We start from the raw sequence: 14,547 nt of genomic DNA, 5'->3' as shown, positions 1-14,547 counted from the left end.
CTGGTTTTTTGTTTTTGGCGGTAGTTGTTTTTTGCGGTAGTTACAATGGTGGCTATGGCAACCCCATAACACAGGTAAGGAATTTGTAACTAAGGCGTAACATTTTACATGTAATGTCGTTGTTGCATATTGGCAGAGTACAAATTTTGTTGGGTTAGGACTTTACAACGGCCAGTTAATTGCATATAATCCGCGTCCCTTTATTTGCGTGGGGAGCCTCAGATCGTTGTTATCTCAAACTAACGTAGGCGCACAACCCACATACGAGAGAGTTGAAAATGGCTAAGAAAATTAGCGGCTTAATCAAGCTACAAGTTGCAGCTGGTGCTGCAAACCCAAGTCCACCAGTTGGTCCTGCACTAGGTCAACACGGTGTAAACATCATGGAATTCTGTAAAGCATTTAATGCAAAAACAGATTCTTTAGAAAAAGGCGCTCCAGTACCAGTAGAAATTACTGTATACGAAGACCGTTCTTTCACATTCGTAACAAAAACTCCTCCTGCATCATTCTTACTTAAGAAAGCTGCTGGTATCAAGAGTGGTTCTGGTCGTCCTAACACTGAAAAAGTGGGTACAGTGACGCGCGAGCAATTAGAAGAAATTGCTAAAACAAAAGAACCAGATCTTACTGCGGCTGATTTAGACGCAGCAGTACGCACCATCGCGGGCTCAGCTCGTAGCATGGGCTTGAATGTAGAGGGCGTATAATCATGGCTAAATTATCTAAGCGCATGCGCAACATCCGTGAGAAAGTAGAAGCGGGTAAAGAATATCAAATCAATGAAGCGGTTGCTTTATTAAAAGAATTATCGACAGCGAAATTCCCTGAAAGTATTGATGTTGCTATCAATCTTGGTATCGATGCACGTAAATCTGACCAAAACGTTCGTGGTGCAACTGTACTACCTAACGGAACTGGTAAAGACGTTCGTGTTGCGGTATTCACTCAGGGTGCTAATGCTGAAGCTGCTAAAGAAGCCGGTGCTGACATTGTTGGTATGGAAGACTTAGCAGAGCAAGTTAAGAAAGGCGAAATGAACTTTGACGTTGTAGTTGCTAGCCCAGACGCGATGCGTGTTGTTGGTCAACTAGGTCAAATCTTAGGTCCACGTGGTCTAATGCCTAATCCTAAAACAGGTACAGTAACGCCAGACGTTGCTACAGCTGTTAAAAATGCTAAATCTGGTCAGGTACAATATCGTAACGATAAAAATGGTATCATTCATGCTAGCATTGGTAAGATCGCGTTTGATGAAGCAGCAATTGCTGGTAACTTAAATGCACTTATCGAAGCATTGAAGAAAGCGAAGCCTTCTTCAGCTAAAGGTACATTTATTCAGAAAGTAAGCTTATCTACTACAATGGGTGCAGGTCTAACAGTAGACCAGTCTTCATTAGACGCTTAATTTCAGCCCGCTGTTTTTAGGAACAGCGTCTCTTGTAAAAGGTTATGGGTTGGAGCTTATTGTGCATACGTGTATGACTATAAGTTCCCGTCCAAGACCGTAGGTGATGATTGGTCTTAGAGGTAAGAGAACTAAGACACTAACAATCATCTTAATGTAACAGCCTACGCAGACGGTGGTACGGACTCAGACTCTCTGGGGTAATCGAACACCGTAGAGCGGTAAATACATGTTGTATTTATCAATCTGTGAACCCTGACGGCGTAAGTTTATTTACAAAGTCAGATTAAAAAGAAGGTGAACGCAGTGGCACTAGGCTTAGCAGCAAAAAAAGAGATCGTAGCGGAAGTATCCGATGTCGCATCTCAAGCTCTATCCGTTGCCGTCGCAGAATACCGTGGGATGGAAGTAGGTGAATTAACTGAACTTCGTATTAAAGCCCGTGAACAAGGTGTTTACTTAAAAGTAATTCGTAACACTCTTGCTAAACGTGCATTAGCCGATTCAAAATTCGCAGACCTCGACAGTGCTTTAACTGGTCCTTTAATTTACGGTTTCTCTATCGAAGCACCAGGTGGTGCGGCACGTCTTTTCAAAGACTTCGGTAAAGAAAACGATAAGCTTAAAGTAACAGCGTTATCTATTGGTAGCGGTTTATTGGGTCCTGAAAAATTGGATGCAGTAGCTTCATTACCAACAAGAGACGAAGCATTAGCGAAACTACTTGCTACCTTCAAAGCACCGGTTGGCAAATTCGTTCAAACAATCAACGAAGTACCTACCAAATTTGTGCGTGTATTGGCGGCGATCAAAGACGAAAAATAAGTTTTCGTTTTTGGCAAACTATTTTATATTAACATTAACTCCAGGAGTTTAGAGAAATGGCTCTAACTAAAGATGATATTTTAAACGCGATTGCTGAAATGCCAGTTATGGAATTGGTTGAGCTAATCGAAGCAGCTGAAGAGAAATTCGGTGTTGAAGCAACTGCAGCAGTAGCAGTAGCTGCAGCTGGTCCAGCGGCTGAAGCAGCTGCTGAACAAACTGAGTTTGACGTTGTACTTACGGGTATCGGCGCAAACAAAGTTGCAGTAATCAAAGCAGTACGTGCAGCAACAGGCCTAGGTCTTAAAGAAGCTAAAGAAGTAGTTGAGTCTGCTCCTAAAGCTATCAAAGAAGGCGTATCTAAAGAAGAAGCTGAAGAGTTGAAAAACACTTTAGCGGAAGCTGGCGCTGAAGTTGAAGTTAAGTAAGTAATTCTTACTTAATGCCAGAAATGGCAAAAGCAGGTGAATTTTTGTTCACCTGCTTTTTTGCGCTGTAGACATACAAGATTTTATACCCTCTTTCTTGGTCTACATCTAGCGTAAATCCAAGTCACCTAACAGTGGCACATATTGGAGAAAAACAAGAGGTCTGGGAGTTTGTTGCTATTTTGATAGCAGCAGGTCGGGTCAAATATCAGCAGGCTGAGGAACCCATGGTTTACTCTTATAGCGAAAAGAAACGTATCCGTAAGGATTTTGGCAAACGCCCTCAGGTATTGGATATTCCATACCTCCTTTCAATTCAACTGGATTCTTTTAAGAAGTTTATTGACGTCAATGGCGATAGCAATAAAGGCTTAGAAGCAGCATTCGGTTCAGTCTTCCCGATCAAGAGTTATTCAGGGAATTCAGAGCTACAGTACGTGAGCTACCGTTTAGGTGAGCCAGTATTTGACGTGCGTGAATGTCAAATCCGTAGTGTGACGTATTCAGCACCATTACGCGTAAAATTACGTTTAGTATTGTTCGATAAAGAAGCGGCACCAGGTACTGTAAAAGATATCAAAGAACAAGAAGTCTACATGGGTGAAATCCCATTAATGACAGAGAATGGCACATTTGTGATCAATGGTACTGAGCGTGTTATCGTTTCTCAGTTACATCGTTCACCAGGTGTTTTCTTTGATCATGACAAAGGTAAGACTCACTCTTCAGGTAAAGTGTTATATAACGCACGTGTTATTCCTTACCGTGGTTCTTGGTTAGACTTTGAATTCGATCCAAAAGATAATTTATTTGTCCGTATAGATAGACGTCGTAAACTTCCAGCGTCGATTATCTTACGTGCATTAGAATATTCAACAGAAGAAATCTTAGATTTATTCTACGAAGATGTACAAATTCGTCTTACTGACGATAAAACTATGATGCAAGTTGTGCCTGACCGCTTACGTGGTGAAACTGCACAATTTGATATTATTGATGGTGAAGGTAATGTTCTAGTTGAACAAGGTCGTCGTATTTCTGCACGTCATACTCGTGCATTAGAAAAAGCGAAGATTACTGAACTAGAAGTACCTGCAGAATATATTTTAGGTCGTGTGTTAAAACGCAGCCTAGTTAATGAAGAGTCTGGTGAACTAATTGCTGACGCAAACGCAGAGTTGACACTAGAGATTCTAGAAAATATAAAAGCAGCTGGTATTACTGAATTTGCTACTTTATACATCAATGAACTCGATCATGGTTCATACATCTCTGATACTTTACGCGTAGATTCGACGACTGACCGCTTAACAGCATTGGTTGAAATCTACCGTATGATGCGTCCTGGTGAGCCACCAACAAAAGACGCCGCTGAAACTTTATTCGAGAACTTGTTCTTTGCAGAAGAACGTTATGATTTATCAGCAGTAGGTCGTATGAAGTTCAACCGTCGTTTAGGACGTGAAGAAATTGAAGGCGCAGGTACATTAAGTAAAGATGACATCGTTTCAGTCATGAAACAGCTAATCACTATTCGTGATGGTAAAGATGAAGTTGATGATATTGATCACTTAGGTAACCGTCGTATCCGTAGTGTTGGCGAAATGGCAGAAAACCAATTCCGTGTTGGTTTAGTACGTGTTGAGCGTGCTGTTAAAGAGCGCCTAAGTTTAGGTGATCTTGACAATGTTATGCCTCAGGACTTAATTAACGCCAAGCCAATTTCAGCAGCGGTTAAAGAGTTCTTTGGTTCAAGTCAGTTATCACAGTTTATGGATCAAAATAATCCATTATCTGAAGTGACTCACAAACGTCGTATTTCTGCATTAGGTCCGGGTGGTTTGACTCGTGAACGTGCAGGTTTTGAAGTCCGTGACGTACACCCAACTCACTATGGTCGTGTATGCCCAATTGAAACGCCAGAGGGACCAAACATTGGTCTAATCAACTCGTTGTCTTCTTTTGCACGTACGAACGATTACGGATTTTTAGAAACGCCATATCGTCGAGTTGTTGATGGTCAAGTGACTGACGAGATTGATTATTTGTCTGCTATCGAAGAAGGCCAATATGCGATTGCACAGGCTAATGTAGCAGTAGATAAAAACAATGCCTTAGTTGACGAACTTATTCCATGTCGTCACCGTGGCGAAACAACATTAATGCAGAAGTCAGATATCAAATACATGGATGTCTCTTCACAACAGATTGTTTCTGTTGCTGCATCAATTATCCCGTTCTTAGAACACGATGATGCAAACCGTGCACTTATGGGTGCCAACATGCAACGTCAGGCTGTGCCAACTTTAAAAGCTGATAAGCCTTTAGTTGGTACAGGTATGGAAAGAACGGTAGCGGTTGATTCAGGCGTAACAGTTGTGGCTAAACGTGGTGGTACCATCGACTATGTTGATGCGTCGCGGATTGTTGTAAAAGTAAATGAGTCAGAAATGACTGCTGGTGAAGCCGGTATTGATATTTACAATCTGACAAAATACACCCGTTCAAACCAAAATACTTGTATTAACCAAAAACCAACATGTAACGTTGGCGACCCTGTAGTGGTAGGTGATGTACTTGCTGATGGTCCTTCTACGGATCTAGGTGATTTAGCATTAGGCCAAAACATGCGTATCGCGTTCATGCCTTGGAATGGTTACAACTTCGAAGATTCAATCTTAATTTCTGAGCGAGTAGCTCAAGAAGATAGATTTACCACTATACACATCCAAGAATTGAGTTGTGTTGCGCGTGATACCAAATTAGGTCCAGAAGAAATCTCTGCTGATATACCTAATGTCGGTGAATCTGCGCTTGGTAAATTAGATGAATCAGGTGTTGTATATATTGGTGCTGAAGTAAAAGGCGGCGATATATTAGTTGGTAAAGTGACACCTAAAGGTGAAACACAACTTACCCCTGAAGAAAAACTACTAAGAGCTATTTTCGGTGAAAAAGCATCTGATGTTAAGGATACATCTTTACGTGTTCCTAACTCAGTTCGAGGTACGGTAATTGACGTACAAGTATTTACACGTGATGGTGTTGAAAAAGACGCACGTGCTAAAGAAATCGAAGAGATGCAGTTAAGTGAAGTCAAAAAAGACCTTTCTGATGAATTAGAAATCTTAGAAGATGGTATTTTTGCTCGTGTTCGTAACACCTTGCTTGGTAACGGTATTACTGAAGAGAAGCTTAACAGTACACCTCGCGAACAGTGGTTCGACATCGCATTAAAAGATGAAAACGCCCAAAGCGATTTAGACTCTGCTGCTGAACAGCATGCAGAAGTGCGAGCAACTTTTGACAAGAAACTTGAAGCCAAACGTCAGAAAATCATCCAGGGTGATGATCTACAACCAGGCGTCTTAAAAGTTGTTAAAGTTTACCTAGCAGTGAAACGTCATATCCAACCTGGTGATAAGATGGCTGGTCGTCACGGTAACAAAGGTGTTATCTCGACTATCCAACCAGTTGAAGATATGCCTTATGATGAAAACGGTACGCCGGTTGACATCGTACTTAACCCGCTAGGTGTACCATCTCGTATGAACATCGGTCAGATTCTTGAAACTCACTTAGGCATGGCAGCCCATGGTTTAGGTGTGAAAATTGACCGCATGATCAAAGAACAAGAAGAAGTGACCAAATTACGTGGTTTCTTAAAAGAGGTGTACAACTTAGGTAGCTCTAAGCAAGAAGTTGACATTGATTCGTTCACAGATCATGAAATCAAGCGCTTAGCTGAAAACTTACGTAAAGGTGTGCCAGTGGCAACGCCTGTGTTTGACGGTGCTACTGAAGCAGAAATCAAAGACATGCTGAAACTTGCTGACATTCCTGAGAGTGGTCAGATTACGTTGTTTGATGGCCGTACTGGTCGTGCATTTGAACGTCCTGTAACTGTAGGTTATATGTACATGCTGAAACTTAACCACTTGGTTGATGACAAGATGCATGCGCGTTCTACAGGTTCTTACTCGCTTGTTACGCAGCAACCATTGGGTGGTAAAGCTCAGTTTGGTGGTCAGCGTTTCGGTGAGATGGAAGTATGGGCACTAGAAGCATACGGTGCAGCATATACGCTACAAGAAATGCTTACCGTTAAGTCTGATGATGTTAACGGCCGTACTAAGATGTATAAAAACATCGTAGACGGTGACCATAGAATGGAGCCTGGGATGCCAGAATCATTCAACGTATTGTTGAAAGAAATTCGTTCTCTAGGTATTAACATCGAGTTAGAAGAAAAGTAAGCACAATCGGTGGTGCAAGCCACCGCATTGTTTTGAGAGATCGGTTGACCCGCTGTGGCGGGTCTTTAAACCCCACTCCGTAGGGAGAAGATAGTGAAAGACTTATTAAAGTTTCTAAAGCAACAAAACAAAACAGAAGAATTCGATAATATTCGAATTGGTCTGGCATCACCAGACATGGTTCGTTCATGGTCGTTTGGTGAAGTTAAAAAGCCAGAAACTATTAACTACCGTACGTTCAAGCCAGAGCGTGATGGTTTGTTCTGTGCAAGAATCTTTGGCCCGGTGAAAGATTACGAATGTTTGTGTGGTAAATACAAACGTCTTAAGCACCGTGGTGTAATTTGTGAAAAATGTGGTGTTGAAGTCACATTGGCTAAAGTGCGTCGTGAGCGCATGGGTCACATTGAATTAGCTAGCCCAGTGGCACATATTTGGTTCCTTAAATCATTACCATCTCGGATTGGTTTAATGTTGGATATGACATTACGTGATATCGAACGTGTTTTATATTTCGAATCATATGTTGTGACTGAACCTGGCCTAACGACACTAGAGCGTTCTGTTTTGTTGACAGAAGAAGAGTATCTAGACGCGTTAGAAGAGCACGGTGATGAGTTTGAAGCTAAGATGGGTGCAGAAGCTGTCTTTGACTTATTGAAAGTATTAGATGTTGATGCAGACGTTGCAGCGATGCGTGAAGAGTTACCGTCAATCAACTCTGAAACAAAACGTAAAAAAATCACCAAGCGTCTTAAATTGTTAGAATCTTTCCAGCAATCTGGTAACAAACCAGAGTGGATGATTATGACGGTTTTACCAGTTTTACCACCAGATTTACGTCCATTAGTACCACTTGATGGTGGTCGTTTTGCGACATCAGATCTAAATGATTTATACCGTCGTGTAATTAACCGTAATAACCGTTTGAAGCGCTTACTTGACCTAGCAGCTCCGGATATTATCGTACGTAATGAAAAACGTATGCTACAAGAAGCGGTTGATGCATTATTAGATAACGGACGTCGTGGTCGTGCGATTACCGGTTCTAACAAGCGTCCATTAAAATCTCTTGCCGATATGATTAAAGGTAAGCAAGGTCGTTTCCGTCAGAACTTATTGGGTAAGCGTGTTGATTACTCTGGCCGTTCCGTTATTACAGCTGGTCCTACATTGCGTTTACACCAATGTGGTCTGCCTAAGAAAATGGCACTTGAGTTATTCAAGCCGTTTATCTATGGCAAATTAGAAGCACGTGGTTTAGCGACAACAATCAAAGCGGCTAAGAAATTAGTTGAACGTGAAGCACCAGAAGTATGGGAAGTGCTTGATGATGTTATTCGTGAACACCCAGTATTATTAAACCGTGCACCAACCCTTCACCGTCTTGGTATTCAAGCATTTGAACCAACCTTGATCGAAGGTAAAGCAATCCGTTTACACCCATTAGTATGTTCTGCGTTTAACGCCGATTTCGATGGTGACCAAATGGCGGTGCACGTACCATTAACGATTGAAGCTCAGTTAGAAGCTCGTGCGTTAATGATGTCGACTAACAACATTCTTTCTCCAGCGAATGGTGAACCAATCATCGTACCTTCACAGGACGTTGTATTAGGTCTTTACTATCTAACGCGTGACCGTATTAACGGTAAAGGCGAAGGCATGGTCTTTTCTAGCCCGCACGAAGCAGAAAAAGCATATCGTACAGAGACTGCTGAATTGCACGCGAGAGTAAAAGTTCGTATTACAGAATACGAAGTAAACGAAGCTGGCGAGAAAGAAGAAAAGACTTCAATAAAAGATACTACGGTTGGTCGTGCAATCTTATCTTTAATCCTACCAAAAGGTTTGGATTTCGAAGTTATCAACCAGCCAATGAAAAAGAAGCAGATTTCTAACTTACTTAACGTTTGTTATCGTAAGCTTGGTCTAAAAGATACTGTTATTGCAGCTGACCAAATCATGTATACCGGTTTCCACTATGCGATGATCGCAGGTGCGTCAGTTGGTATTAATGACATGGTAATTCCAGATGCCAAGAAAGACATTATTGATGATGCAGAAGCAGAAGTTGTAGAAATCCAGGAGCAATTCCAATCAGGTCTTGTAACTGCTGGTGAGCGCTACAATAAAGTTATCGATATTTGGTCTACAGCAAATGAAAAAGTTGCTAAAGCGATGATGGAAAATCTTGAAAAAGAAACTGTTATCAACGCTGAAGGTAACGAAGAAGAGCAAAGCTCTTTCAACTCTGTATATATGATGGCCGATTCTGGTGCTCGTGGTAGTGCGGCGCAGATTCGTCAGTTAGCTGGTATGCGTGGTCTGATGGCAAAACCTGATGGTTCTATCATCGAAACACCAATTACAGCGAACTTCCGTGAAGGTCTAAACGTACTTCAGTACTTCATCTCTACTCACGGTGCGCGTAAAGGTCTAGCCGATACTGCATTGAAAACAGCAAACTCGGGTTACTTAACTCGTCGTTTAGTTGATGTTGCTCAGGATTTAGTTATCACTAATGACGATTGTGGCACATTAGAAGGTGTTGTTATGACACCACTAATCGAGGGTGGTGATGTTGTTGAGCCGTTACGTGAGCGTGTATTAGGTCGTGTGGTTGCACAAGACGTAATTAAGCCAGGTACAGAAGATGAAGTCTTAGTAGAGCGTAATGTATTACTAGACGAAGCTCTCGTAGATATGCTTGAAGCAAACTCAGTTGACCAAATCATTGTGCGTTCAGTTATCACTTGTGATAACGATCATGGTGTTTGTGCTAACTGTTATGGTCGTGACCTAGCGCGCGGGCATATGGTTGGTCGCGGTGAAGCTGTTGGTGTTATTGCAGCACAATCAATCGGTGAGCCAGGTACACAGTTAACGATGCGTACATTCCACATCGGTGGTGCGGCATCAAGAGCTTCTGCTGAAAACTCTGTAGCAGTGAAAACAACAGGTTCATTGAAGTTACATAACTCTAAATCAGTACGTAACCAGGATGGTAAGTTAGTTATTATCTCTCGTTCAACTGAGTTAACAGTTATCGATGAACAAGGTCGTGAGAAAGAACGTTATAAAGTACCTTATGGTGCAATTCTGACTGTAGATGATGGTTCTAAAGTAAACGGCGGTGATGTCGTCGCTAACTGGGATCCGCATAGTCACCCAATCGTGACAGAACGTTCAGCGAAAATTACGTTTGCTGATGTTGATGATTCAAATACAGAAACACAAACAGATGACCTAACGGGTCTAAGCCGAATCGTGGTGAAAGACCTATCTAAAGCAAACGCTAAAGAGCCTAAGTTAATCTTAGAATCGGAAGAGTTTGGTTTACAAGAAATTCGCTTACCTAGTTTGACGACCATCGTCGCTACTAATGGGATGGATGCGAAAGAGGGTGACGTATTAGCACGTATTCCTCAAGAAGCATCGAAAACTCGTGATATCACGGGTGGTTTACCACGTGTTGCTGACTTATTTGAAGCTCGTAAGCCAAAAGAACCTGCTATCTTGGCAGAAATCTCTGGTGTCATCGGATTCGGTAAAGAGACTAAAGGTAAGAAACGTTTATTAATTACTCCTCCAGGCGGTGATGCATACGAAGAGATGATTCCAAAATGGCGTCAACTTAACGTATTTGAGGGTGAAACAGTATCCAAAGGTGAAGTCATTGCTGATGGTCCTGAGTCTCCTCATGACATCCTACGTTTACGTGGTGTAAGTGCAGTTTCTAATTACATTGTTAACGAAGTACAAGAAGTATATCGTTTACAGGGTGTAAAAATTAACGATAAGCACATTGAAGTCGTCATCCGTCAGATGTTACGTAAGTGTAATATTACTGATGCCGGTGATTCTAAGTTCCTTGAAGGCGAGCAGTTAGAAGTTTCTCAAGTTAAAATTGCTAACCGTGAACTTGAAGCAGCGGGTAAAGTAGGTGCGAAATACGATATCCAGTTATTGGGTATCACAAAAGCATCATTGTCGACTGAATCATTCATTTCAGCAGCATCTTTCCAAGAAACTACACGTGTTCTTACGGAAGCTGCAGTACAAGGTAAAGAAGATGACTTACGTGGCTTGAAAGAGAACGTTATTGTTGGTCGTTTGATTCCTGCAGGTACTGGTTATGCGTATCACGAAAAACGTGCTGCACGTAAAGCCGCTGAATTGACTGAACAAGATATCTCAGTTTCTGCTGACGAAGCAGCACTTGCATTATCAGAAGCATTGAATGCTGATACTGATATGCCGAGTACTGACGAAGAGTAGACACCTAAGAGAAACGACAAACGCTTGACATATGAGCGTTTGATCATTAGAATTCCGCGACCCGAATTAAGGTGAAAACCTTTGGTCGCGGTTTTTTGTTTTATGACAAAGAGCAATTTCATAAAACATGTACGTGGGTAATACATGTCGTATTACTTAAATTTTACTTACTCAGGAGCTAGTTAATGGCAACAGTTAACCAGTTAGTGCGTAAGCCTCGTAAAAAGCCCGTTGTAAAAAGCAACGTTGCTGCATTAGAAGCTTGCCCACAACGTCGTGGTGTATGTACTCGTGTATATACAACTACGCCAAAGAAGCCGAACTCTGCATTACGTAAAGTATGTCGTGTTCGTTTAACTAACGGTTTTGAAGTTTCTTCATATATCGGTGGTGAAGGTCACAACTTACAAGAGCACAGCGTGGTATTAATCCGTGGTGGTCGTGTTAAAGATTTACCAGGTGTTCGTTATCACACAGTTCGCGGTACATTAGATTGCGCTGGTGTAAACGATCGTCGTCAAGCCCGTTCTAAGTACGGTGCAAAAAGGCCAAAATCTTAACGGTTCTCCGTTAGTAAGGCCAAACTATTAAATTTAAGTTTTGGGGATATCCTGAAATTTCTACGGAGAATTAAAATGCCTAGAAGAAGAGTCGTAGGACAGCGTAAAATCTTACCTGATCCGAAATTCAAATCTGAATTACTTGCTAAATTCATGAATGTCGTAATGCTCGACGGCAAAAAATCAACAGCTGAAAAGATCGTTTATGGCGCGCTTGACATTGTTGCTGAAAAAACTAGCAAACCACACCTAGACGTATTTGAAGATGCACTAGAGAACATCCGTCCAACTGTCGAAGTTAAGTCTCGTCGTGTTGGTGGTTCAACGTACCAAGTACCAGTTGAAGTTCGTCCAGTTCGTCGTAACGCGTTAGGTATGCGTTGGTTAGTAGAAGCTTCGCGTAAACGTGGCGAAAAGTCTATGGCTCAACGCCTAGCTGCTGAGATGTTAGATGCATCTGAAAATAAAGGTTCTGCGGTTAAGAAACGTGAAGACGTGCACCGTATGGCTGAAGCAAACAAAGCGTTTGCTCACTACCGTTGGTAGTCTAAGCAGAACTATAAAGAGGATAATATGGCTCGCAAAACTCCTATCGAACGTTACCGTAATATCGGCATTTGTGCGCACGTAGATGCAGGCAAAACGACGACTACGGAACGTGTTCTATTCTATACCGGAATGTCTCACAAAATTGGTGAAGTACATGATGGTGCCGCCACTATGGACTGGATGGAACAAGAGCAAGAGCGTGGGATCACTATTACCTCTGCGGCTACTACCTGCTTTTGGGCAGGTATGGAGCAGCAATATGAACAACACCGCATTAATATCATAGATACTCCGGGGCACGTCGACTTCACTATTGAAGTAGAACGTTCCCTTCGAGTCTTAGATGGTGCGGTTGTTGTCTTCTGTGGTTCATCAGGTGTAGAACCACAATCAGAAACAGTATGGCGTCAAGCGGACAAATACGAAGTGCCTCGCATGGTATTTGTAAACAAGATGGACAGAGCTGGAGCTGATTTTGAGCGTGTTGTGGAACAAATCCGTAATCGCTTAGGCGCACAATGTGTACCCATTCACCTAAACATCGGAGCCGAAGAAACATTTTCTGGTGTGATAGATTTATTAAAAATGAAAGCCATTAACTGGAATGAAGCAGATAAGGGGACGACGTTCACTTATGAAGACATTCCTGCAGATTTGTTAGACCGTGCCACTGAGTTGAGAACTGAGATGGTAGAAGCCGCGGCAGAAGCATCTGATGAATTAATGGATAAATATTTAGATGGTGCAGAACTGACTGAAGCTGAAATAAAGTCAGGTTTACGCACACGTACACTAAACAATGAAATTGTGTTAGCGACGTGTGGTTCTGCATTCAAAAACAAAGGCGTTCAAGCGGTACTAGATGCAGTAATTGATTTCTTGCCATCCCCTACAGAAGTAAAACCAATTACGGGTATTCTGGATGACAAAGATGAATCAGAGGCACAGCGTCTTGCTGGTGATGATGAACCATTTTCTGCGTTGGCATTCAAGATTGCTACAGACCCATTTGTCGGTACTTTGACTTTTTTCCGTGTGTATTCGGGAGTCGTTAAAACTGGCGATACTGTATATAACCCAGTCAAAGGTAAAAGAGAACGTTTTGGTCGTATTGTACAAATGCACGCAAATGACCGTGAAGAATTAAAAGAAGTAAGAGCAGGTGATATTGCTGCCGCTATCGGCATGAAGGATGTGACTACTGGTGATACCTTATGTGATGCGGGTAATGTAATTACATTAGAGCGTATGGAGTTCCCTGAACCTGTCATCTCTATTGCAGTAGAACCTCGTTCCAAGCCCGATCAAGAAAAAATGGGTGTTGCACTAAACAAACTTTCTGCGGAAGATCCTTCATTCCGTGTGCATACAGATGAAGAGTCGGCACAAACCATTATTTCTGGTATGGGTGAGTTACATTTAGACATCATTGTTGACCGAATGAAACGTGAATTCAGTGTTGAGTGTAATGTGGGTAAACCACAAGTTGCTTATCGTGAGACGATTCGTAGTTCGGTAGAAGTTGAAGGTAAATTCGTTCGTCAATCAGGTGGTAAAGGTCAGTACGGTCACGTATGGCTTAAAATAGAACCACTTGAAGAGGGCGGTGGTTATGAATTTGTTAACGAAATCGTTGGCGGAGTCGTACCAAAAGATTATATCCCTGCAGTTGATAAAGGTGTGCAAGAGCAACTAAGATCAGGTGTGTTAGCGGGTTATCCCATGCTGGATGTAAAGGTAACATTGTTTGATGGTTCTTATCATGATGTTGACAGTTCAGAAATGGCGTTTAAAATTGCAGGTTCTATGGGTTTCAAGAAGGGTGCATTAGATGCCTCTCCTGTGCTTTTAGAGCCTACAATGAAAGTAGAAGTAACCACTCCAGAAGAGTGGATGGGTGATGTTGTCGGTGACCTAAATCGTCGTCGCGGCATGATCGAAGGAATGGAAGAGGGTGTAGCAGGTATCAAAATTGTTCGTGCTAAAGTGCCACTTTCAGAAATGTTTGGATATGCAACTGACCTGCGTTCTGCAACGCAAGGCCGTGCGTCCTATTCGATGGAATTCTTTAATTATTCTGAAGCGCCAAACAATGTCGCTAAAGCTATTATCGAAGCCCGTCAATAATCTTAAGAGAAGGTTCGGTCCGGTCTGTTTATGGGTCGGTCTTTTTAACTAGGAAACGAGAAAAATGGCAAAAGAAAAGTTTGAACGTACGAAACCGCACGTAAACGTAGGTA

At 42.0% G+C, this 14,547-nt stretch carries 9 protein-coding genes; all 9 read left to right on the top strand.

The window, feature by feature from the left end; translation table 11 throughout:
* Nucleotides 1-278: 278 nt before the first annotated feature.
* The gene (rplK, locus tag NLF92_RS04155; protein ID WP_254099200.1) at nt 279-710 is read left to right on the top strand and encodes a 50S ribosomal protein L11; all 432 of its coding nucleotides are present in this window, start codon (nt 279-281) and stop codon (nt 708-710) included.
* Nucleotides 711-712: 2 nt separating this feature from the next.
* A complete protein-coding gene (gene rplA, locus NLF92_RS04150; RefSeq protein ID WP_254099198.1) occupies nt 713-1,408 on the top strand; it encodes a 50S ribosomal protein L1 in 696 nt (231 codons plus the stop codon).
* 306 nt (nt 1,409-1,714) lie between these two features.
* Nucleotides 1,715-2,233 (top strand): 50S ribosomal protein L10, encoded by a 519-nt coding sequence (gene rplJ, locus NLF92_RS04145; RefSeq protein ID WP_254099196.1) that lies wholly within the window; start codon nt 1,715-1,717, stop codon nt 2,231-2,233.
* A gap of 56 nt (nt 2,234-2,289) precedes the next feature.
* Nucleotides 2,290-2,661 carry a 50S ribosomal protein L7/L12 gene (rplL, locus tag NLF92_RS04140; protein WP_254099194.1) on the top strand — a complete coding sequence of 124 codons (372 nt, stop codon included), beginning with the start codon at nt 2,290-2,292 and terminating at the stop codon, nt 2,659-2,661.
* A gap of 227 nt (nt 2,662-2,888) precedes the next feature.
* Complete coding sequence (rpoB, locus tag NLF92_RS04135) at nt 2,889-6,917, top strand: DNA-directed RNA polymerase subunit beta (RefSeq protein ID WP_254099380.1); 4,029 nt, start codon at nt 2,889-2,891, stop codon at nt 6,915-6,917.
* 93 nt (nt 6,918-7,010) lie between these two features.
* Nucleotides 7,011-11,198, top strand: a complete 4,188-nt coding sequence (gene rpoC, locus NLF92_RS04130; RefSeq protein WP_254099192.1) for a DNA-directed RNA polymerase subunit beta' — start codon at nt 7,011-7,013, stop codon at nt 11,196-11,198.
* Nucleotides 11,199-11,383: 185 nt separating this feature from the next.
* The gene (rpsL, locus tag NLF92_RS04125) at nt 11,384-11,758 is read left to right on the top strand and encodes a 30S ribosomal protein S12 (RefSeq protein ID WP_254099190.1); all 375 of its coding nucleotides are present in this window, start codon (nt 11,384-11,386) and stop codon (nt 11,756-11,758) included.
* Between the two features lie 75 nt (nt 11,759-11,833).
* A complete protein-coding gene (gene rpsG, locus NLF92_RS04120) occupies nt 11,834-12,304 on the top strand; it encodes a 30S ribosomal protein S7 (protein WP_010181834.1) in 471 nt (156 codons plus the stop codon).
* A gap of 27 nt (nt 12,305-12,331) precedes the next feature.
* A complete protein-coding gene (gene fusA / locus NLF92_RS04115) occupies nt 12,332-14,434 on the top strand; it encodes an elongation factor G (protein WP_254099188.1) in 2,103 nt (700 codons plus the stop codon).
* Nucleotides 14,435-14,547: the final 113 nt, after the last annotated feature.

The sequence above is a fragment of the Opacimonas viscosa genome, assembly GCF_024199005.1.
Taxonomy (GTDB): domain Bacteria; phylum Pseudomonadota; class Gammaproteobacteria; order Enterobacterales; family Alteromonadaceae; genus Opacimonas; species Opacimonas viscosa.
Note: the sequence above shows the minus strand (reverse complement) of the source record. Positions and strands in the feature narration are given on the sequence as shown.

Bases quoted from the DNA above. Each gene is read 5' to 3' on its own strand.
- rpsL (WP_254099190.1), top strand. From the start codon at position 11,384: ATGGCAACAGTTAACCAGTTAGTGCGTAAGCCTCGTAAAAAGCCCGTT.
- rplK (WP_254099200.1), top strand. From the start codon at position 279: ATGGCTAAGAAAATTAGCGGCTTAATCAAGCTACAAGTTGCAGCTGGT.
- fusA (WP_254099188.1), top strand. From the start codon at position 12,332: ATGGCTCGCAAAACTCCTATCGAACGTTACCGTAATATCGGCATTTGT.
- rplL (WP_254099194.1), top strand. From the start codon at position 2,290: ATGGCTCTAACTAAAGATGATATTTTAAACGCGATTGCTGAAATGCCA.
- rpsG (WP_010181834.1), top strand. From the start codon at position 11,834: ATGCCTAGAAGAAGAGTCGTAGGACAGCGTAAAATCTTACCTGATCCG.
- rpoB (WP_254099380.1), top strand. From the start codon at position 2,889: ATGGTTTACTCTTATAGCGAAAAGAAACGTATCCGTAAGGATTTTGGC.
- rplA (WP_254099198.1), top strand. From the start codon at position 713: ATGGCTAAATTATCTAAGCGCATGCGCAACATCCGTGAGAAAGTAGAA.